The organism is Streptosporangium sp. NPDC004379, assembly GCF_042873875.1.
In the GTDB taxonomy this organism is placed as follows: Bacteria; Actinomycetota; Actinomycetes; order Streptosporangiales; family Streptosporangiaceae; genus Streptosporangium.
The window spans coordinates 223159-237818 of sequence record NZ_JBIAMC010000007.1 but is presented as its reverse complement, the minus strand read 5'-3'; the positions used below and the strand labels follow the sequence as shown (position 1 = coordinate 237818).

At 71.4% G+C, this 14660-nt stretch carries 14 protein-coding genes; 11 read left to right on the top strand and 3 right to left on the bottom strand.

Annotated elements, in window-relative coordinates:
* Positions 1–318 precede the first annotated feature (318 nt).
* From ACFYSC_RS17795 to araA, 7 genes are all read left to right on the top strand, one after another.
* Complete coding sequence (locus tag ACFYSC_RS17795) at positions 319–1311, top strand: ABC transporter substrate-binding protein (protein WP_389962303.1); 993 nt, start codon at positions 319–321, stop codon at positions 1309–1311.
* A gap of 91 nt (positions 1312–1402) precedes the next feature.
* Positions 1403–2914 (top strand): sugar ABC transporter ATP-binding protein, encoded by a 1512-nt coding sequence (locus ACFYSC_RS17790; protein ID WP_389962300.1) that lies wholly within the window; start codon positions 1403–1405, stop codon positions 2912–2914.
* Positions 2911–4008 carry an ABC transporter permease gene (locus tag ACFYSC_RS17785; RefSeq protein ID WP_389962297.1) on the top strand — a complete coding sequence of 366 codons (1098 nt, stop codon included), beginning with the start codon at positions 2911–2913 and terminating at the stop codon, positions 4006–4008. Before ACFYSC_RS17790 ends, ACFYSC_RS17785 begins: the two co-directional genes overlap by 4 nt.
* Entirely contained in the window at positions 4005–4994 is a 990-nt protein-coding gene (gene yjfF, locus ACFYSC_RS17780; protein WP_389962294.1) for a galactofuranose ABC transporter, permease protein YjfF, read from the top strand. Before ACFYSC_RS17785 ends, yjfF begins: the two co-directional genes overlap by 4 nt.
* 58 nt (positions 4995–5052) lie before the next feature.
* Entirely contained in the window at positions 5053–6702 is a 1650-nt protein-coding gene (gene araB, locus ACFYSC_RS17775; RefSeq protein WP_389962291.1) for a ribulokinase, read from the top strand.
* Between the two features lie 162 nt (positions 6703–6864).
* Positions 6865–7542, top strand: a complete 678-nt coding sequence (locus tag ACFYSC_RS17770) for an L-ribulose-5-phosphate 4-epimerase (RefSeq protein WP_362936649.1) — start codon at positions 6865–6867, stop codon at positions 7540–7542.
* Positions 7539–9020, top strand: a complete 1482-nt coding sequence (gene araA / locus ACFYSC_RS17765; RefSeq protein WP_389962288.1) for an L-arabinose isomerase — start codon at positions 7539–7541, stop codon at positions 9018–9020. The genes ACFYSC_RS17770 and araA overlap by 4 nt, the downstream gene beginning before the upstream one ends.
* A 58-nt stretch (positions 9021–9078) precedes the next feature.
* Here araA and ACFYSC_RS17760 read toward each other — a convergent pair whose 3' ends face one another.
* Positions 9079–9708: a hypothetical protein gene (locus tag ACFYSC_RS17760; RefSeq protein WP_389962285.1), complete on the bottom strand. Its 630-nt coding sequence runs from the start codon at positions 9706–9708 to the stop codon at positions 9079–9081.
* 112 nt (positions 9709–9820) lie between these two features.
* On the opposite strand from ACFYSC_RS17760, the gene ACFYSC_RS17755 reads away from it, so the two are divergent.
* A complete protein-coding gene (locus ACFYSC_RS17755; protein WP_389962281.1) occupies positions 9821–10783 on the top strand; it encodes a helix-turn-helix domain-containing protein in 963 nt (320 codons plus the stop codon).
* A gap of 66 nt (positions 10784–10849) precedes the next feature.
* Positions 10850–11557, top strand: a complete 708-nt coding sequence (locus ACFYSC_RS17750) for a class I SAM-dependent methyltransferase (protein WP_389962278.1) — start codon at positions 10850–10852, stop codon at positions 11555–11557.
* 40 nt (positions 11558–11597) lie between these two features.
* Here ACFYSC_RS17750 and ACFYSC_RS17745 read toward each other — a convergent pair whose 3' ends face one another.
* Both ACFYSC_RS17745 and ACFYSC_RS17740 read right to left on the bottom strand, forming a co-directional pair.
* Positions 11598–12098, bottom strand: a complete 501-nt coding sequence (locus ACFYSC_RS17745; RefSeq protein WP_389962275.1) for a hypothetical protein — start codon at positions 12096–12098, stop codon at positions 11598–11600.
* A 238-nt stretch (positions 12099–12336) separates the two neighbouring features.
* Complete coding sequence (locus ACFYSC_RS17740) at positions 12337–12879, bottom strand: TetR/AcrR family transcriptional regulator (RefSeq protein ID WP_389962271.1); 543 nt, start codon at positions 12877–12879, stop codon at positions 12337–12339.
* A 60-nt stretch (positions 12880–12939) separates the two neighbouring features.
* Between ACFYSC_RS17740 and ACFYSC_RS17735 the strand changes: the two genes are divergently transcribed.
* Both ACFYSC_RS17735 and ACFYSC_RS17730 read left to right on the top strand, forming a co-directional pair.
* A complete protein-coding gene (locus ACFYSC_RS17735; protein WP_389962268.1) occupies positions 12940–14109 on the top strand; it encodes an FAD-dependent monooxygenase in 1170 nt (389 codons plus the stop codon).
* Between the two features lie 76 nt (positions 14110–14185).
* Positions 14186–14608, top strand: coding sequence for a DUF4267 domain-containing protein (locus ACFYSC_RS17730; protein WP_389962265.1), 423 nt, complete (start codon positions 14186–14188; stop codon positions 14606–14608).
* Positions 14609–14660 lie beyond the last annotated feature (52 nt).

Below are 14660 nucleotides of genomic sequence, written 5' to 3'. Positions count from 1 at the left end.
GTCCGATCTCTCTCACCTGCGACGTCGCTGCCGTCCGGATGTCGGCGACGTACCTGACCGCCCGGTAGTGAGCGCTAACATCCAGAGCCCGAATCCCATTTAAGAGTGCTTCGGCGGAGACGTCAACGGGTGTTAACGGATTATTTCGGTGTGATCAGAACGTAACCGGAGCCCACCTTGACGACAACTAATGTTAACGCTCACAGTTTTCTCAGGCCGAACGCGACGAGCATTCGGCGGGGCCGAGCGCCGGGCATCGAAGCCGGGCGAAGGGGGGAGCTCCGTCGTCCCGGCACTGACACCCAGAAAGGAACCCCCGTGTTCAAGAGGATCTCGGCGCTGGTCCTGGTCGGCGTCACGACACTGGCCATGGCCGGTTGCAGTGGTTCGGGCGGCTCCGGCGGCTCCGGCGGTTCGGGCGGCTCGTCCGACGGAAAGATCGTCATGGGCTTCGCCCAGGTCGGCGCGGAAAGCGGCTGGCGAACCGCCAACACCAAGTCGGTCCAGGAGTCCGCCCAGTCGGCGGGCGTCGACCTGAAGTTCTCCGACGCTCAGCAGAAGCAGGAGAACCAGATCAAGGCGATCCGCTCCTACATCCAGCAGAAGGTCGACGTCATCGCCTTCTCACCGGTCGTCGAATCGGGCTGGGACACCGTGCTGAACGAGGCGAAGAATGCCAAGATCCCGGTCATCCTGACCGACCGGGCCGTGGATTCGAAGGACACGAGCCTCTACAAGACCTTCCTCGGCTCCGACTTCACCGAGGAGGGCAAGAAGGCCGGCCAGTGGCTGGTCGACCAGTACAAGGACGGCACCGACCAGGTGAACATCGTCCAGCTCGAGGGCACGACGGGCTCCGCCCCGGCCAACGACCGCAAGGCGGGCTTCGAGCAGGTCATCTCCGCCGACCCCAAGTTCAAGGTCATCGCCTCGCAGACCGGCGACTTCACCCGGGCCAAGGGCAAGGAGGTCATGGAGGCGTTCCTCAAGGCCAACCCGAAGATCGACGTCCTGTACGCGCACAACGACGACATGGCGCTCGGCGCGATCGAGGCCATCGAGGGCGCCGGCAAGGCGCCCGGCAAGGACATCAAGATCATTTCGGTGGACGCGGTCCACGACGGCATGCAGGCGCTGGCCGACGGCAAGATCAGCTTCATCGTCGAGTGCAGCCCGCTGCTCGGCCCCCAGCTCATGGATCTGGCCAAGAAGGTCGTGAAGGGCGAGCAGGTTCCCGCCCGCGTCGTGACGGAGGAGACCACCTTCACCCAGGAGCAGGCGAAGGAGGCTCTGCCGGGCCGTAAGTACTGATCCCGGACCGGGTCGCCCCCGCGGGACGGGGGCGGCCCGCCGGCCGGTGAGCACAGCCGGTGAGCACAGCCGACGAGGAGAGAGACGCCACATGGCCCCACCCGCGCCGATCCTGCGGATGAAAGGGATCGGCAAACAGTTCCCCGGCGTGAAGGCGCTGGACGGCGTGGACTTCCGGCTGCTGCCCGGCGAGGTCCACGCGCTCATGGGAGAGAACGGCGCCGGCAAGTCCACGCTGATCAAGGTGCTGACCGGCGTGTACGACATCGACGCCGGCGAGATCGAGCTGGCGGGCCGTCCGGTGGTCTTCTCCGGACCGCAGGCCGCCCGGGAGGCCGGCATCAGCACGGTCTACCAGGAGGTCAACCTCTGCCCGAACCTCTCCGTCACCGAGAACGTCGTCATCGGCCGGGAGCCCCGCCGCCTCGGCCGAATCCGGTGGAAGGAGGCCCGCCGCCGGGCCGCTGAACTGCTGGGCCGTCTCGACCTCCACATCGACGTGTCGGCCCCTCTGTCGGCGTACTCGCCGGCCGTACAGCAGATGGTGTCCATCGCCAGGGCCCTGGACGTCGACGCCCGGGTCCTCATCCTCGACGAGCCGACCTCCAGCCTCGACTCCGGCGAGGTCGCGCAGCTGTTCCGGGTGATGCGGCGGCTGAAGGAGCAGGGCATCGCGATCCTGTTCGTCTCGCACTTCCTCGACCAGATCTACGAGATCGCCGACCGCATGACGGTCCTGCGCAACGGCCGGCTCGTGGGGGAGTACCTCACGAGCGAGCTGAGCCAGGTGGACCTGGTCGGCAAGATGATCGGCCGCGAGCTCGCCGACCTGGAGCGGCTGGAGGACAGGCCGCCGGCCAGGGAGGGCGCGCCGCTCGTGGAGACGGACGGGCTCGGCCGGTCCAGGGCGATCGAACCGTTCACGCTGACCATCCGGGAAGGCGAGGTGGTCGGTCTGGCCGGGCTGCTCGGCTCCGGCCGTACCGAGATCGCCCGGCTGCTGTTCGGCGCCGACCACGCGGGCACCGGCTCGCTGCGGATCGCGGGAGAGCCGGTCGGGCTGCGCACGCCCCGGGCGGCGATCCGCCACCGGCTCGCCTTCTGCTCCGAGAACCGGCGCGAGGAGGGGCTCGTGCCCGACCTCACCGTGCGGGAGAACATCGTCCTCGCGCTGCAGGCGTCCCGCGGGTGGACCCGGCCGATCCCCCGGCGCAGACAGGACGAGCTGGTCGCCAAGTACGTCTCCGCACTGAACATCCGCCCGGCCGACCCCGAGCAGCTCGTCAGGAACCTCAGCGGCGGCAACCAGCAGAAGGTGCTGCTGGCCCGCTGGCTCATCCTGGAACCCCGGCTGCTCATCCTCGACGAGCCCACCCGCGGCATCGACATCGGCGCGAAGACGGAGATCCAGCGCCTGGTGGCCGAGCTGTCCGGCGGCGGGATGGCCGTGCTGTTCATCTCCGCCGAGCTGGAGGAGGTCCTGCGGCTCAGCCACCGGGTCGGCGTGCTGCGCGACCGCCGCCTCATCGCCGAGATCGACAACGACGAGCGGCTGACCACCGGCGCCCTGATGGAGACGATCGCGAGCGGAGCCGCGTCATGACCGCACCCGCACCCTCCTCCGCTTCCGCGCACGCGTCCGCCTCGCCCGGACGCCGCCTGCTCGGACACCGCCTGTTGTGGCCCGTCGTGATCCTGGCGGCGCTGCTGCTGGTCAACCTGATGTTCACCGACGGCTTCTTCAAAATCGAGCTCAAGGACGGCCACCTCTACGGCAGCCTGATCGACATCGTCAGGTTCGGCGCGCCGCTGATCCTCGTGGCGCTGGGCATGACGCTGGTCATCGCGACCCGCGGCATCGACCTGTCGGTGGGCTCGGTCGTGGCGATCTCCGGGGCCCTCGCGTGCCTGCAGATCAGCGGCCTCGGAGACCAGAACTCGGTGGGCGGCGTACTGGGGGCGGTCGGCCTCGCCCTCGCGCTCTCGGTGGTGCTCGGCGCCTGGAACGGCCTGCTCGTCGCGACCGTGGGCGTCCAGCCCATCATCGCGACGCTGATCCTCATGGTCGCCGGGCGCGGCCTCGCCCAGCTCATCACCGACGGTCAGATCATCACGATCAACAGCGCGCCGTACAAGCTGATCGGCGGGGGTTACTGGCTCACGCTGCCGTTCGGGATCATCATCGTGCTCGCGGTGCTGGCGCTGACCGCGTTCCTCACCCGGCGGCTCGCCCTCGGCCTGCTCATCGAGTCGGTCGGCGGCAACGCCGAGGCGAGCCGGCTGGCCGGCATCAGCGCGCGCGGGGTGCTCCTGACCGTCTACACGTTCTGCGCGCTGTGCGCGGGGATCGCCGGGCTCATGATCAGCTCGAACGTCTCCAGCGCCGACGGCAACAACGCCGGCCTGTGGATCGAGCTGGACGCGATCCTGGCGGTCGTGATCGGTGGCACCCCGCTGTCGGGCGGCCGGTTCTCCATCGGCGGCACCGTGCTGGGCGCGCTCATCATCCAGACGCTGACCACCACCATCTACTCGATCGGCGTGCCGCCGGAGACGACGCTGCTGTTCAAGGCGCTCGTGGTGACCGTCGTCTGCCTGATCCAGTCCCCGGCCTTCCGCGCGAAGGTCTTCCACCGGCGCCGCCGCCCCGCCGGTGCGTCCCCGGTGGCGGAAGAGAAGGTGAGGGTCTCGGCATGACCGTCGCGACAGTCCCGGGCCGCCGGCTCCGGGTCCGGGTGCCGCGCAGGTACGTCCCGGTCCTGGTCACGGCCGCGCTGTTCCTCGCCATGTTCGCCGCGGGGGGCATCCGGTACGAGGGGTTCGCCACCGGGCAGATCATCCTCAACGTCTTCATCGACAACGCGTTCCTGCTGGTCGTGGCCGTCGGGATGACCTTCGTGATCCTCGCGGGCGGCATCGACCTGTCGGTCGGCTCGGTGGTGGCGCTGTCCACCATGGTCGCCGCGACGCTGCTGAAACAGGGCTGGTCCCCCTGGCCGGTGATGCTGATCGTGCTGCTCATCGGGGCGGTCCTCGGCCTCGGCATGGGCGCGATCATCCACTATTTCGAGATCCAGCCGTTCATCGTGACGCTGGCCGGGATGTTCCTGGCCCGCGGCCTGTGCTACACGATCGACACCCGGTCGATCCCCATCGAGGACCCGGTGTTCACCGCGTTCGCGCAGACGCGGATCGACCTCGGCGCGGACATGTGGATCTCGCCCGGCGTGCTGGTCGCCGCCGCCGTGGTCGTCGTGGCGGGGTACACGCTCCACTACACCCGGCTCGGCAGGAACGTGTACGCCACCGGCGGGAACGAGCAGTCGGCGCTGCTCATGGGCCTCCCGGTGGCGCGGACGAAGATCGCCGTCTACACGGTCAGCGGCTTCTGCTCCGCCCTCGGCGGCCTGGTGCTGTCGTTCTACATGCTGTCCGGGTACGGCCTGCACGCGGTCGGGATGGAGCTCGACGCGATCGGCGCCGTCGTGATCGGCGGCACCCTGCTGACCGGCGGCTCCGGCTACCTGTTCGGCACCGTGCTGGGCGTGCTCGTGCTCGGCCTGATCCAGACGATCATCAGCTTCGAGGGCACGCTGAACTCCTGGTGGACGCGGATCCTCATCGGCCTGCTTCTGTTCGTCTTCATCCTGATGCAACGCCTGATCACGGCTCGCAGGCGGTAGCCGCCGGGAAGTCCCCACCGTCGGTCCGAAAGATCGCGTGACGAGTTTTGGAGAGCATGTGAGCGGTAACGGCGAGCGCTACGTCGTCGGCGTCGACTTCGGGACCCTGTCGGGCAGGGCCGTGGTGGTGCGGGTGAGCGACGGCGCGGAGCTGGGCGGCGCGGTCCACGAGTACGCCCACGGGGTGATCGAGGACGCCCTCCCCGGGTCGGGCGTCCGGCTCGGCCCCGACTGGGCGCTGCAGTCGCCCCAGGACTGGATCGACGTGCTGCGGCACGCCGTACCGGAGGCCCTGGCGGCGTCGGGGGTCCCGCCGGAGCAGGTGATCGGCGTCGGCACCGACTTCACGGCCTGCACGGTGCTGCCCGCCACCGCGGACGGCGTCCCGCTGTGCGAGTCGCGGCCCGACCGGCCGCACGCCTGGCCCAAGCTGTGGAAGCACCACGCGGCGCAGCCGCACGCCGACCGGATCAACGCGCTGGCCGCCGAGCGCGGCGAGCCCTGGCTGCCCCGGTACGGCGGCCGGATCTCCTCCGAGTGGGAGTTCGCCAAGGGCCTCCAGGTCCTGGAGGAGGACCCGGAGACCTACGCGCTGGCCGAACGCTGGATCGAGGCCGCCGACTGGATCATCTGGCAGCTCACCGGCGTGGAGACCCGCAACGTCTGCACCGCCGGCTACAAGGGGATCTTCCAGGACGGCGGCTACCCTTCCGGCGGCTTCCTGGCCGCGCTCAACCCCGCCTTCGCCGGTTTCACCGGCAAGCTCGGCCGGGAGCTCGCGCCGCTCGGCGGCCTCGCCGGTCGGCTGACCGCGCGGGCCGCCGGGTGGACGGGCCTGCCCGAGGGCGTCGCGGTGGCCGTCGGCAACGTCGACGCGCACGTCACCGCGGCCGCCGCCGACGCGGTGCGGCCCGGCCAGATGGTCGCCATCATGGGCACCTCCACCTGCCACGTCATGTGCTCCGACCGCCTGGCCGAGGTGCCCGGGATGTGCGGGGTGGTGCGCGACGGCATCGTGCCCGGCCTGTGGGGCTACGAGGCCGGTCAGTCGGCCGTCGGCGACATCCTCGCCTGGTACGTGGACAACTGCGTGCCCGCGCCGTACGCCGGGCGGGCGGCGGAGCGGGGTCTCGGCCTCCACGAGTACCTGACGGAGCTGGCCGCGGAGCAGAAGGTCGGGCAGCACGGGCTGGTCGCGCTCGACTGGCACGGCGGCAACCGCTCCATCCTGGTCGACCACACCCTGTCCGGCGTGATCGCCGGGCAGACGCTCGCCACCCGGCCGGAGGACGTCTACCGCGCGCTCATCGAGGCCACCGCGTACGGCGCCCGCCTGATCGTGGAGACGTTCGAGTCCTCCGGCGTGCCGGTGGAGGAGTTCGTGGTCGCCGGCGGCCTGCTGAGGAACCCCTTCCTCATGCAGGTCTACGCCGACGTGCTGCGCCGGCCGCTGTCGGTGATCGGCTCCGGCCAGGGGCCGGCCCTCGGCTCGGCGATCCACGCGGCCGTCGCCGCGGGCGCCCACCCCGACATCACGGCGGCCGCGGCGGCGATGGGCAAGCGCGTCACCGGCGCCTACCTGCCCGACGAGAAGCGGGCCGACGCCTACGACCGGCTGTACGCCGAGTACCGCCGGCTGCACGACCACTTCGCGGACGGCGGCATGCTGCACCGGCTCCGCGCGATCAGGAACGAGGCGAGCGCGTGAGCGGCGACCGGAGACGGGACGGGCGCGTGAGCGGCGACCAGGGACAGGACGAGCGCGTGAGCGGCCACCGGGAACGGGACGGGCGCTCAGGGCGCGACCGGAACGAGGCGTGCGGGTGAACCGCGACCGGAACGAGGAGAAGCGTGTGATCGGGGCGGGCTCATGAGCGGGGACAGGCGTGTGATCGAGGAGCTGCGGGAGACCGTCTGCCGCCTCCATACCGAGCTGGTCCGCTACGGCCTCGTAGCGTGGACCGCGGGGAACATCTCCGGGCGGGTGCCCGGGGCGGACCTTTTCGTCATCAAGCCCAGCGGCGTCTCGTACGACGACCTGACCCCTGAGTCGATCGTCGTGTGCGACCTCTCCGGCGAACTCGTCGAGGGGACGCTCGCGCCGTCCAGCGACACGGCCGCGCACGCCTACGTCTACCGGCACATGCCGGAGGTGAACGGGGTGGTGCACACCCACTCCACGTACGCCTCCGCCTGGGCGGCCCGGGACGAGCCGATCCCCTGCGTGCTGACCGCGATGGCCGACGAGTTCGGCGGCGAGATCCCGGTCGGGCCGTTCGCGCTGATCGGCGGCGACGACATCGGCAAGGGCATCGTGGAGACCCTGACCGGGCACCGCTCCCGCGCGGTCCTCATGCGCAACCACGGGGTCTTCACGATCGGCGAGTCACCGAAGGCGGCCGTCAAGGCGGCCGTGATGTGCGAGGACGTCGCCCGCACCGTGCACGTCTCCCGCCAGCTCGGCACCCCCGTGCCGATCGCCCCGGGCGACGTCGACAGCCTGTACGACCGCTACCAGAACGTCTACGGACAGAGGAGTCACCGGTGAAGCTATGGTTCCTGACCGGCAGCCAGGGCCTGTACGGCGAGGACACGCTGCGCCAGGTGGCCGGGCAGTCCCGCGAGATCGCCGGGAAGCTGGGTGAGTCGCTGCCGTTCGAGGTGGAGTGGCGGCCGGTGCTCACCGACGCGGCGGCCATCCGCCGGGTGTGCCTGGAGGCGAACGCCGACGACGACTGCGCCGGCCTGATCGCGTGGATGCACACGTTCTCCCCGGCCAAGATGTGGATCGCCGGGCTCGACGCGCTGCGCAAGCCGCTGCTGCACCTGCACACGCAGGCCAACGTCGAGCTGCCGTGGAGCTCCATCGACATGGACTTCATGAACCTCAACCAGGCCGCGCACGGCGACCGCGAGTTCGGTCACATCCAGACCAGGCTCGGGGTGCCGCGCAAGACCGTCGCCGGGCACGTCAGCGACCCCGCCGTGGCGGCGCGCGTCGCGGCGTGGGCGCGCGCCGCCGCCGGGAGGGCCGAGCTGACCTCCCTCCGGCTCGCCCGGTTCGGCGACAACATGCGCGACGTGGCGGTGACCGAGGGCGACAAGGTCGAGGCCCAGCTCAGGTTCGGCGTGTCGGTCAACACCTACGGCGTCAACGACCTGGTCGAGGCCGTGGACTCCGCGTCGGACGCCGAGGTGGGCGCGCTGGTCAAGGAGTACGAGGACGTCTACCGGGTGGCCCCCGAGCTGCGCGCGGACGGCGGGCGGCACGACTCCCTGCGTTACGCGGCCCGCATCGAGCTGGGCCTGCGCGCCTTCCTGGAGGCCGGCGGCTTCCGGGCGTTCACCACGAACTTCGAGGACCTCGGCGGGCTGCGGCAGCTTCCGGGGCTCGCCGTACAGCGCCTCATGGCCGACGGCTACGGCTTCGGCGGCGAGGGCGACTGGAAGACCTCGGTGCTGCTGCGCACGCTGAAGGTGATGTCGGCCGGGCTGCCGGGCGGCACCTCGTTCATGGAGGACTACACCTACCACCTCACCCCGGGGGAGGAGCTGATCCTCGGCGCGCACATGCTGGAGGTCTGCCCCACCATCGCCGAGGACACGCCCTCGTGCGAGATCCACCCGCTGGGCATCGGCGGCCGGGAGGACCCGGTGCGGCTGGTGTTCGACGCCCGGCCCGGACCGGCCGTGGTGATCGGCCTGGCCGACATGGGCGACCGGTTCCGCCTGGTGGCCAACGAGATCGACGTCGTCGCCCCGCCGGAGCCGCTGCCGAGCCTGCCGGTCGCCCGCGCCGTCTGGCGGCCGCGGCCCGACCTGCGGACCTCCACCGAGTCGTGGCTGACGGCCGGCGCGCCGCACCACACCGTGCTGTCCGCGGCGGTCGGGGCCGAGGAGCTCACCGACCTCTCCGACATGCTCGGCGTCGAGCTGCTCGTCATCGACGCCGAGACCACCTCCCGGCGGTTCGCCAAGGAACTGCGCTGGAACCAGGCGTACTACCGGCTCGCGCAGGGATTCTGACGCGCCCGCGGCGGCCGGCGAGGGGGAGCTCGCCGGCCGCGCGGTTCCGGAGGGCCCGCTACGGAAGCGGCTCGAAGGAGATGTGCGGGGCCAGCGCGCGGAGGAAGCCGGCGGCGTCGAAGATCTCGCCGGCGGAGGCGACGCCGGCCGTCCCGGCCCGCCCGGTGAGGACACGCTCGACCGCCTCCACCGCGAGCGGCGCGGTGACGGCGTAGATGTCCCGGCCGATCGCCACGGCGCGCCGTTCGGCGCCGCCGGAGCGCACGACGACGTCGACGAGGAAGGTCTGCGCGGACCGCCCGTGCTCGTCGGCCGGGGCCGGCGCCGGAGTGTCCGGGTCCGACAGGTCCCTGGCGGCCTCGGCCGTCATGTAGGTGCGCACCTCGGGGATGGGCAGGTGGCTGGGGATGGTCACGACGTCGGCCATCGTGAACTCCCCGATGACGGTCCGGGGGCCCATCGGGCCGGGGAAGGGCCACTCCAGGACCGGCGGCTCGTCGTCGTGGTACTCCAGCCGGGTTCCGGACGCCATCGCCTCCAGCTTTCCGCTGTCACGGCCGGACAGGACCGGGACGAACCCGCGTTCCCGCAGCCGCGCCACCACGAAGCGCCCGGTGTGCCCGTACGCGCCGAACACCGCCACCTTGAGTTCCGACGCCCCCGACGCCTCTGACGTCCCCGATGCCATGGCTTCTCTCCTCGCACTCGAACGCCCTGCCGCGATCCGTGGTGAACATCCTGGTGACGGCGGGCGTCCCACCGTGAGTGTCCGGAATGCCATTGCCCGTACCATTCCGGACATGAACACTGTCGCGCTGGCCGCCACCGACGGCATGCTGCACTTCGAGCTGTCCCTGGCGTACGAGGTCTTCGCCACCGCCCCGGCCGGCGTGACGGTCCCCTGGTACGACGTCACCGTCTGCGGGCCGGGCACCGTACGGCTCGGCCGGTTCCTGCTGGAGCCCGACCACGGCCTCGACCGGCTCCGGCACGCCGGCACCGTGATCGTCCCGGGCTGGGCCGACGTCGACGTCGATCCGCCCGCCGACCTGGTCGACGCGGTGCGCGAGGCCCACGAGGCGGGCGCGCGCGTGGCCTCCCTCTGCACGGGCGCGTTCGTGCTGGCCGCCGCCGGCCTGCTGGACGGCAGGCGCGCGACCACGCACTGGGCGCACACCGGGGACCTGGCCGCCCGCCACCCCCGGGTGGAGGTGGACCCGGACGTCCTGTACGTGGACGACGGCAGCGTGCTCACCTCGGCCGGCAAGGCCGCGGCCATGGACCTGTGCCTGCACCTCGTCCGTCTCGACCACGGCTCCTCGGTCGCCAACACGGTCGCCCGCCGCCTGGTCGTGCCACCGCACCGGGACGGCGGTCAGGCCCAGTTCGTCACCGCCCCGGTGCCCGCCCCCGACGACCACCCGCTCGCCGAACTGTTCCCCTGGGTGATCGAACGGCTGGACCGGCCGCTGACCGTGGAGGACTTGGCCCGCCGGGCGCGGATGAGCTCACGGAACCTGAACCGCCACTTCAGGTCGGTGACCGGCACCACCCCGCTGCAGTGGCTGCTGACCCAGCGGATCCGTCACGCCCAGGAACTGCTGGAGACCACCGGTGACGGCGTCGACGCCATCGCGGCGGCCACCGGCATGGGCACCGCCACGACGCTGCGCCGGCACTTCAACCGCACGGTCGGCGTGCCCCCGGACACCTACCGCCGCACCTTCCGCTCACGGACCCGCCCCGCCCCGGACAACCGGTGAGGATCTTCCGCCGAGGCTGGGGATTCATCCCGCTCGGCGGTCTGTCCGTGGGTAGCGTTGCCCGCCATGACCGACTTCATCGCCCTTCCCTTCTACGACCTCATCCACGAGAACGCGCACGTGCCGGAGATCCGCAGGACGCTGCCCCCGCTCCTGGCCGGGGTGCGGCGGAGCGTTCTGGAGATCGGCGCGGGGACCGGCCTCATCACCACGTCGCTGGCCGACTGGACCCCGGCCGAGATCTTCGCGCTGGAGCCCTCGGCCGGCATGCGCGGGGTGCTGCTGTCCCGGCTGACCGCCCGCCCGGAGCTGCTGGAGCGGGTGACCGTGCTGCCCTGCGACGCGCTGAGCCTGGACCTGGCCGAACCGGTCGAGGCCATGGTGATGATCAATGTGATGTACGCCCTGGAGCCGGACTACCGGGCGCGGCTCTGGCCGGTGCTGGCCGCCCACCTGGAGCCCGGCGGCCTGCTGGTCCTCACCTGGCGTGACGGCGGCCCGCCGGCGGTGGGCCCGATGCGGGAACTGGACTCGCGCCGCGTGGGCCGGCACACCTACACGGTCCTGTCGGAGATCCTCGAATCGGACGGGGAGGAGGCGTGCCGGGCCCGCTACCTCTACCGGATCACCGAGGGCGACCGGGTGATCGACGAGGAGGAGATCGTCGGCCACGCCTACCGCCCCGCGTGGGAGGTGATCGAGAAGGAGCTGACCGGGGCGGGCTTCACGCGGGCCGGCGCGCCCGACGGCCTCCTCGCCTGGCGGCTCGCCTAGAGCCCGATCCAAAGCCTGGAGGCGCCGCCGGGCGGCGGGTTCATGTCCTCGGGCCCGGCGTGCGGTCGTCGCAGACCCGGCACCAGCCGAGCTCGGAGCAGTGGACGCCGTGAGCGGGGCAGAACGTCTCCTCGTCGTCCGCGCCCGGCCAGCTCCACGTCCCGGACGGGCCGTACCGCGCGGGCAGTTCGAACCGCTCGACGATGTCCCGGTACGCGCGCAGGTGCGGCTCCGCGAGGGCCGGGTCGTAGCACAGCTCGTCCCAGCGGTGGCGGGTGCCGGCCAGGTCGATGGCGCGCAGGAGGAACGCCTTCTGCCGGGGGAATTCCGCCGGGTCCCAGGCGATCTCCTTCAGGTCGAAGCCGACGCAGCCGCGGCCGGCGAGGTTCTGGTCGTGCCAGGCGATCCACTGCGCCAGCGCCCGTTCCCATCGGTCGGCGGCCAGGTCGGACAGGGCGAACTGCAGCACGGACAGGAACGCGTCGGTCGCGCCGTTGGAGAGCCTCAGGACACGAGGACCGTCGCCGAAGCGGTTGGCCATGGGCGCGACTCCTCTGCGGGCGGTTGCCGGGGGCCGGCGTCGATCGTAGGGGAGTTCGGGCCGGGCCTCCAGAGCGGTGGCCGGTGCGCGTGGCGACGGAGATGACGGCCATAGCCGCCCGGCCGTGAGGCGGCCCTCCGCTTGACGCCGTGCCCGGCGAGTTCATGTTCGAAGGCCCGGCGGCATCACCACGGCGAGCCGTGATCCGCCGCGCCGTCACCGCCTGCGGTGCGCGGCCTCACCCCTCGGACGGCATCGGCGCGGGCCCCATCAGGACGCGCAAGCCCTCCAGCAGGTCCGCCGGATCCGGCGCGCCGTCGGGGTCCACCAGCCACTGCGCCGCCAGGCCGCCCACCAGGGTCTGGATCACGGCTCCCACCTTCTCGGAGTCGGAGCCGAACAGCTCCGCCAGCCCCAGCCTGGCCTGCCGTCCCGCCTCCGCGAAGGACTCGCGCATCTCGGGGGTGCGCGCCATGTGCGCGACCAGCTCGAACTGGATCACCCACAGTGGCCTGGCACGGGTGAAGGACTCGATGACCTTGGCCCAGGTCGTCTCGAAGTCTCCCGGCCCGGCCAGCGCCCGGCCCAGGTCGTCGGCCCATTCCTGCATCGCCTCCACCACCGCCTCGTTGAGCAGCGCGTCTTTCGTGCCGTAGTGGTAGCCGATCGCGGCCAGGCTGACCCCCGCGGCCGTGGCGATGTCACGCGCGGTCGTGCGGAAGTAGCCCTTCTCGTAGAGGCAGTGCTTGGCGCCTTCCAGAAGATCTTCTCGATTTCCCATGGACCCGAGCTTACACAGCCGTCTTGCACATGTGTCTAACACATATGTACTATTCGTGGCGTGACGAACATCCTGATCTCCGGCGCCAGCATGGCGGGCATGACCCTGGCCTACTGGCTCCGCGAGCACGGCTTCACCCCGACCGTCGTCGAGCGCGCCGCCGACATCCGCGAAGGCGGCTACAAGGTCGACATCCGGGGCGCCGCCCTCGACGTCGTCGAGAGGATGGGCCTGCTGGAGGAGATCCGCGCCCTGCGCACCGACGTCCGCGCCGGCTCGGTCGTCGACGGCGAGGGCCGCCGGGTGGCCAGCATGGACGGCGACAGCTTCGGCGGCCGCGTCCACCAGGACGCCGAACTGCACCGCGGCGACCTCGCCCGGCTCCTCCACGAGGCGACCGCCGGCGTCGAGTACGTCTTCGGCGACTCGATCGCCGCCATCGACGGCACCCGGGTCACCTTCGCCGGCGGGCTCGTCCGCGACTTCGACCTCGTCATCGGCGCCGACGGGCTGCACTCCAACACCCGCGCCCTGGCCTTCGGCCCCGAGGAGCGCTTCGTCCACGACATGGGCTACAACGTCTCGATCTTCAGCGTGCCCAACCACCTCGGGCTCGACTGCGAGGAGCTCACCTACGTCGGCCCCGGCCGCACGGCGCTGCTCTACAGCACCCGCCAGGACGCCGGCGCGAAGGCCATGTTCCTGTGGGCCGCCACCGGCAAGGCAGGCGACCGAGCCGAGCAGGAGCGTGCGCTGGCCGAGGCCTACCGCGGATCAGGGTGGGAGGTGCCACGCCTGCTGGAGGCCATGACCGGCGCCCCCGACTTCTACTACGACTCCATGAGCCAGGTGCGCATGGACACCTGGCACGCCGGCCCGGTCGCCCTGGTCGGCGACGCCGCCTACTGCGCCTCACCCGCCTCCGGCCAGGGCACCAGTCTCGCGCTGGTCGGCGCGTACGTGCTGGCGGGCGAGCTCAAGCGGGCCGGTGGCGACCACACCGCCGCCTTCCCCGCGTACGAGGCGCGGATGCGGTCCTTCGTCGCGGCCAACCAGGCCCTGGGCACCGCCAACATCAAGCGCATGGTCCTGTCGAGCCGCTCCCAGGTCCGCATGTCGATGCTGATGCTGCGTCTGGTCAACCTGCTGCCCGGCAAGGAGCGGATCATGGCCAAGGTCGTCGAGCCGATCCACCGCGCCGCCACCGCCATCGACCTGCCCGCCTGGTGACACCTCGCGGACACCCCGCCTGGACCCGCGACCGCCAGGCGTCCTGACCCCCACCGTCCTTGAAAGAGATCTCTCAATGTCCACGAAACCGCTGTCTCGCACCACGGTCGGCACTGTCCTCGCAGTCGTCGGCGCCCTGTTCATCGGCTATGTCGGGGTGAGTTACCTGCTGGCTCCTCAGTCCATGGCGCCCAACTTCGGCCTGCCGAGCTGGCCACATGACGAGGGCGCGGGATTCCTCGCCGTCAAGGGAATCCGGGATCTGGTGTCCGGTCTGGTGATCCTCGCGGTCCTGGCGACAGGCAACCGTCGCGTCCTGGGCTGGGTCATGGTGGCTGCGGCGCTCACCCCGATCGGCGACATGTTCATCGTGCTGCTCTCCGGCGGAGACTCCGCAACCGCCTTCGGCGTGCACGGTGCCACCGCCGCCGCGGTCGCCCTCGCCGGGGGCCTCCTGCTCAGCGGTTCCCGAGCCGGGTCGCCGCAACCTGCCGCCTGACAGCCGGCCCATCGGGCGCCCGTCTTCTGGGCGGCGGCGAGCGGCGGCTGGG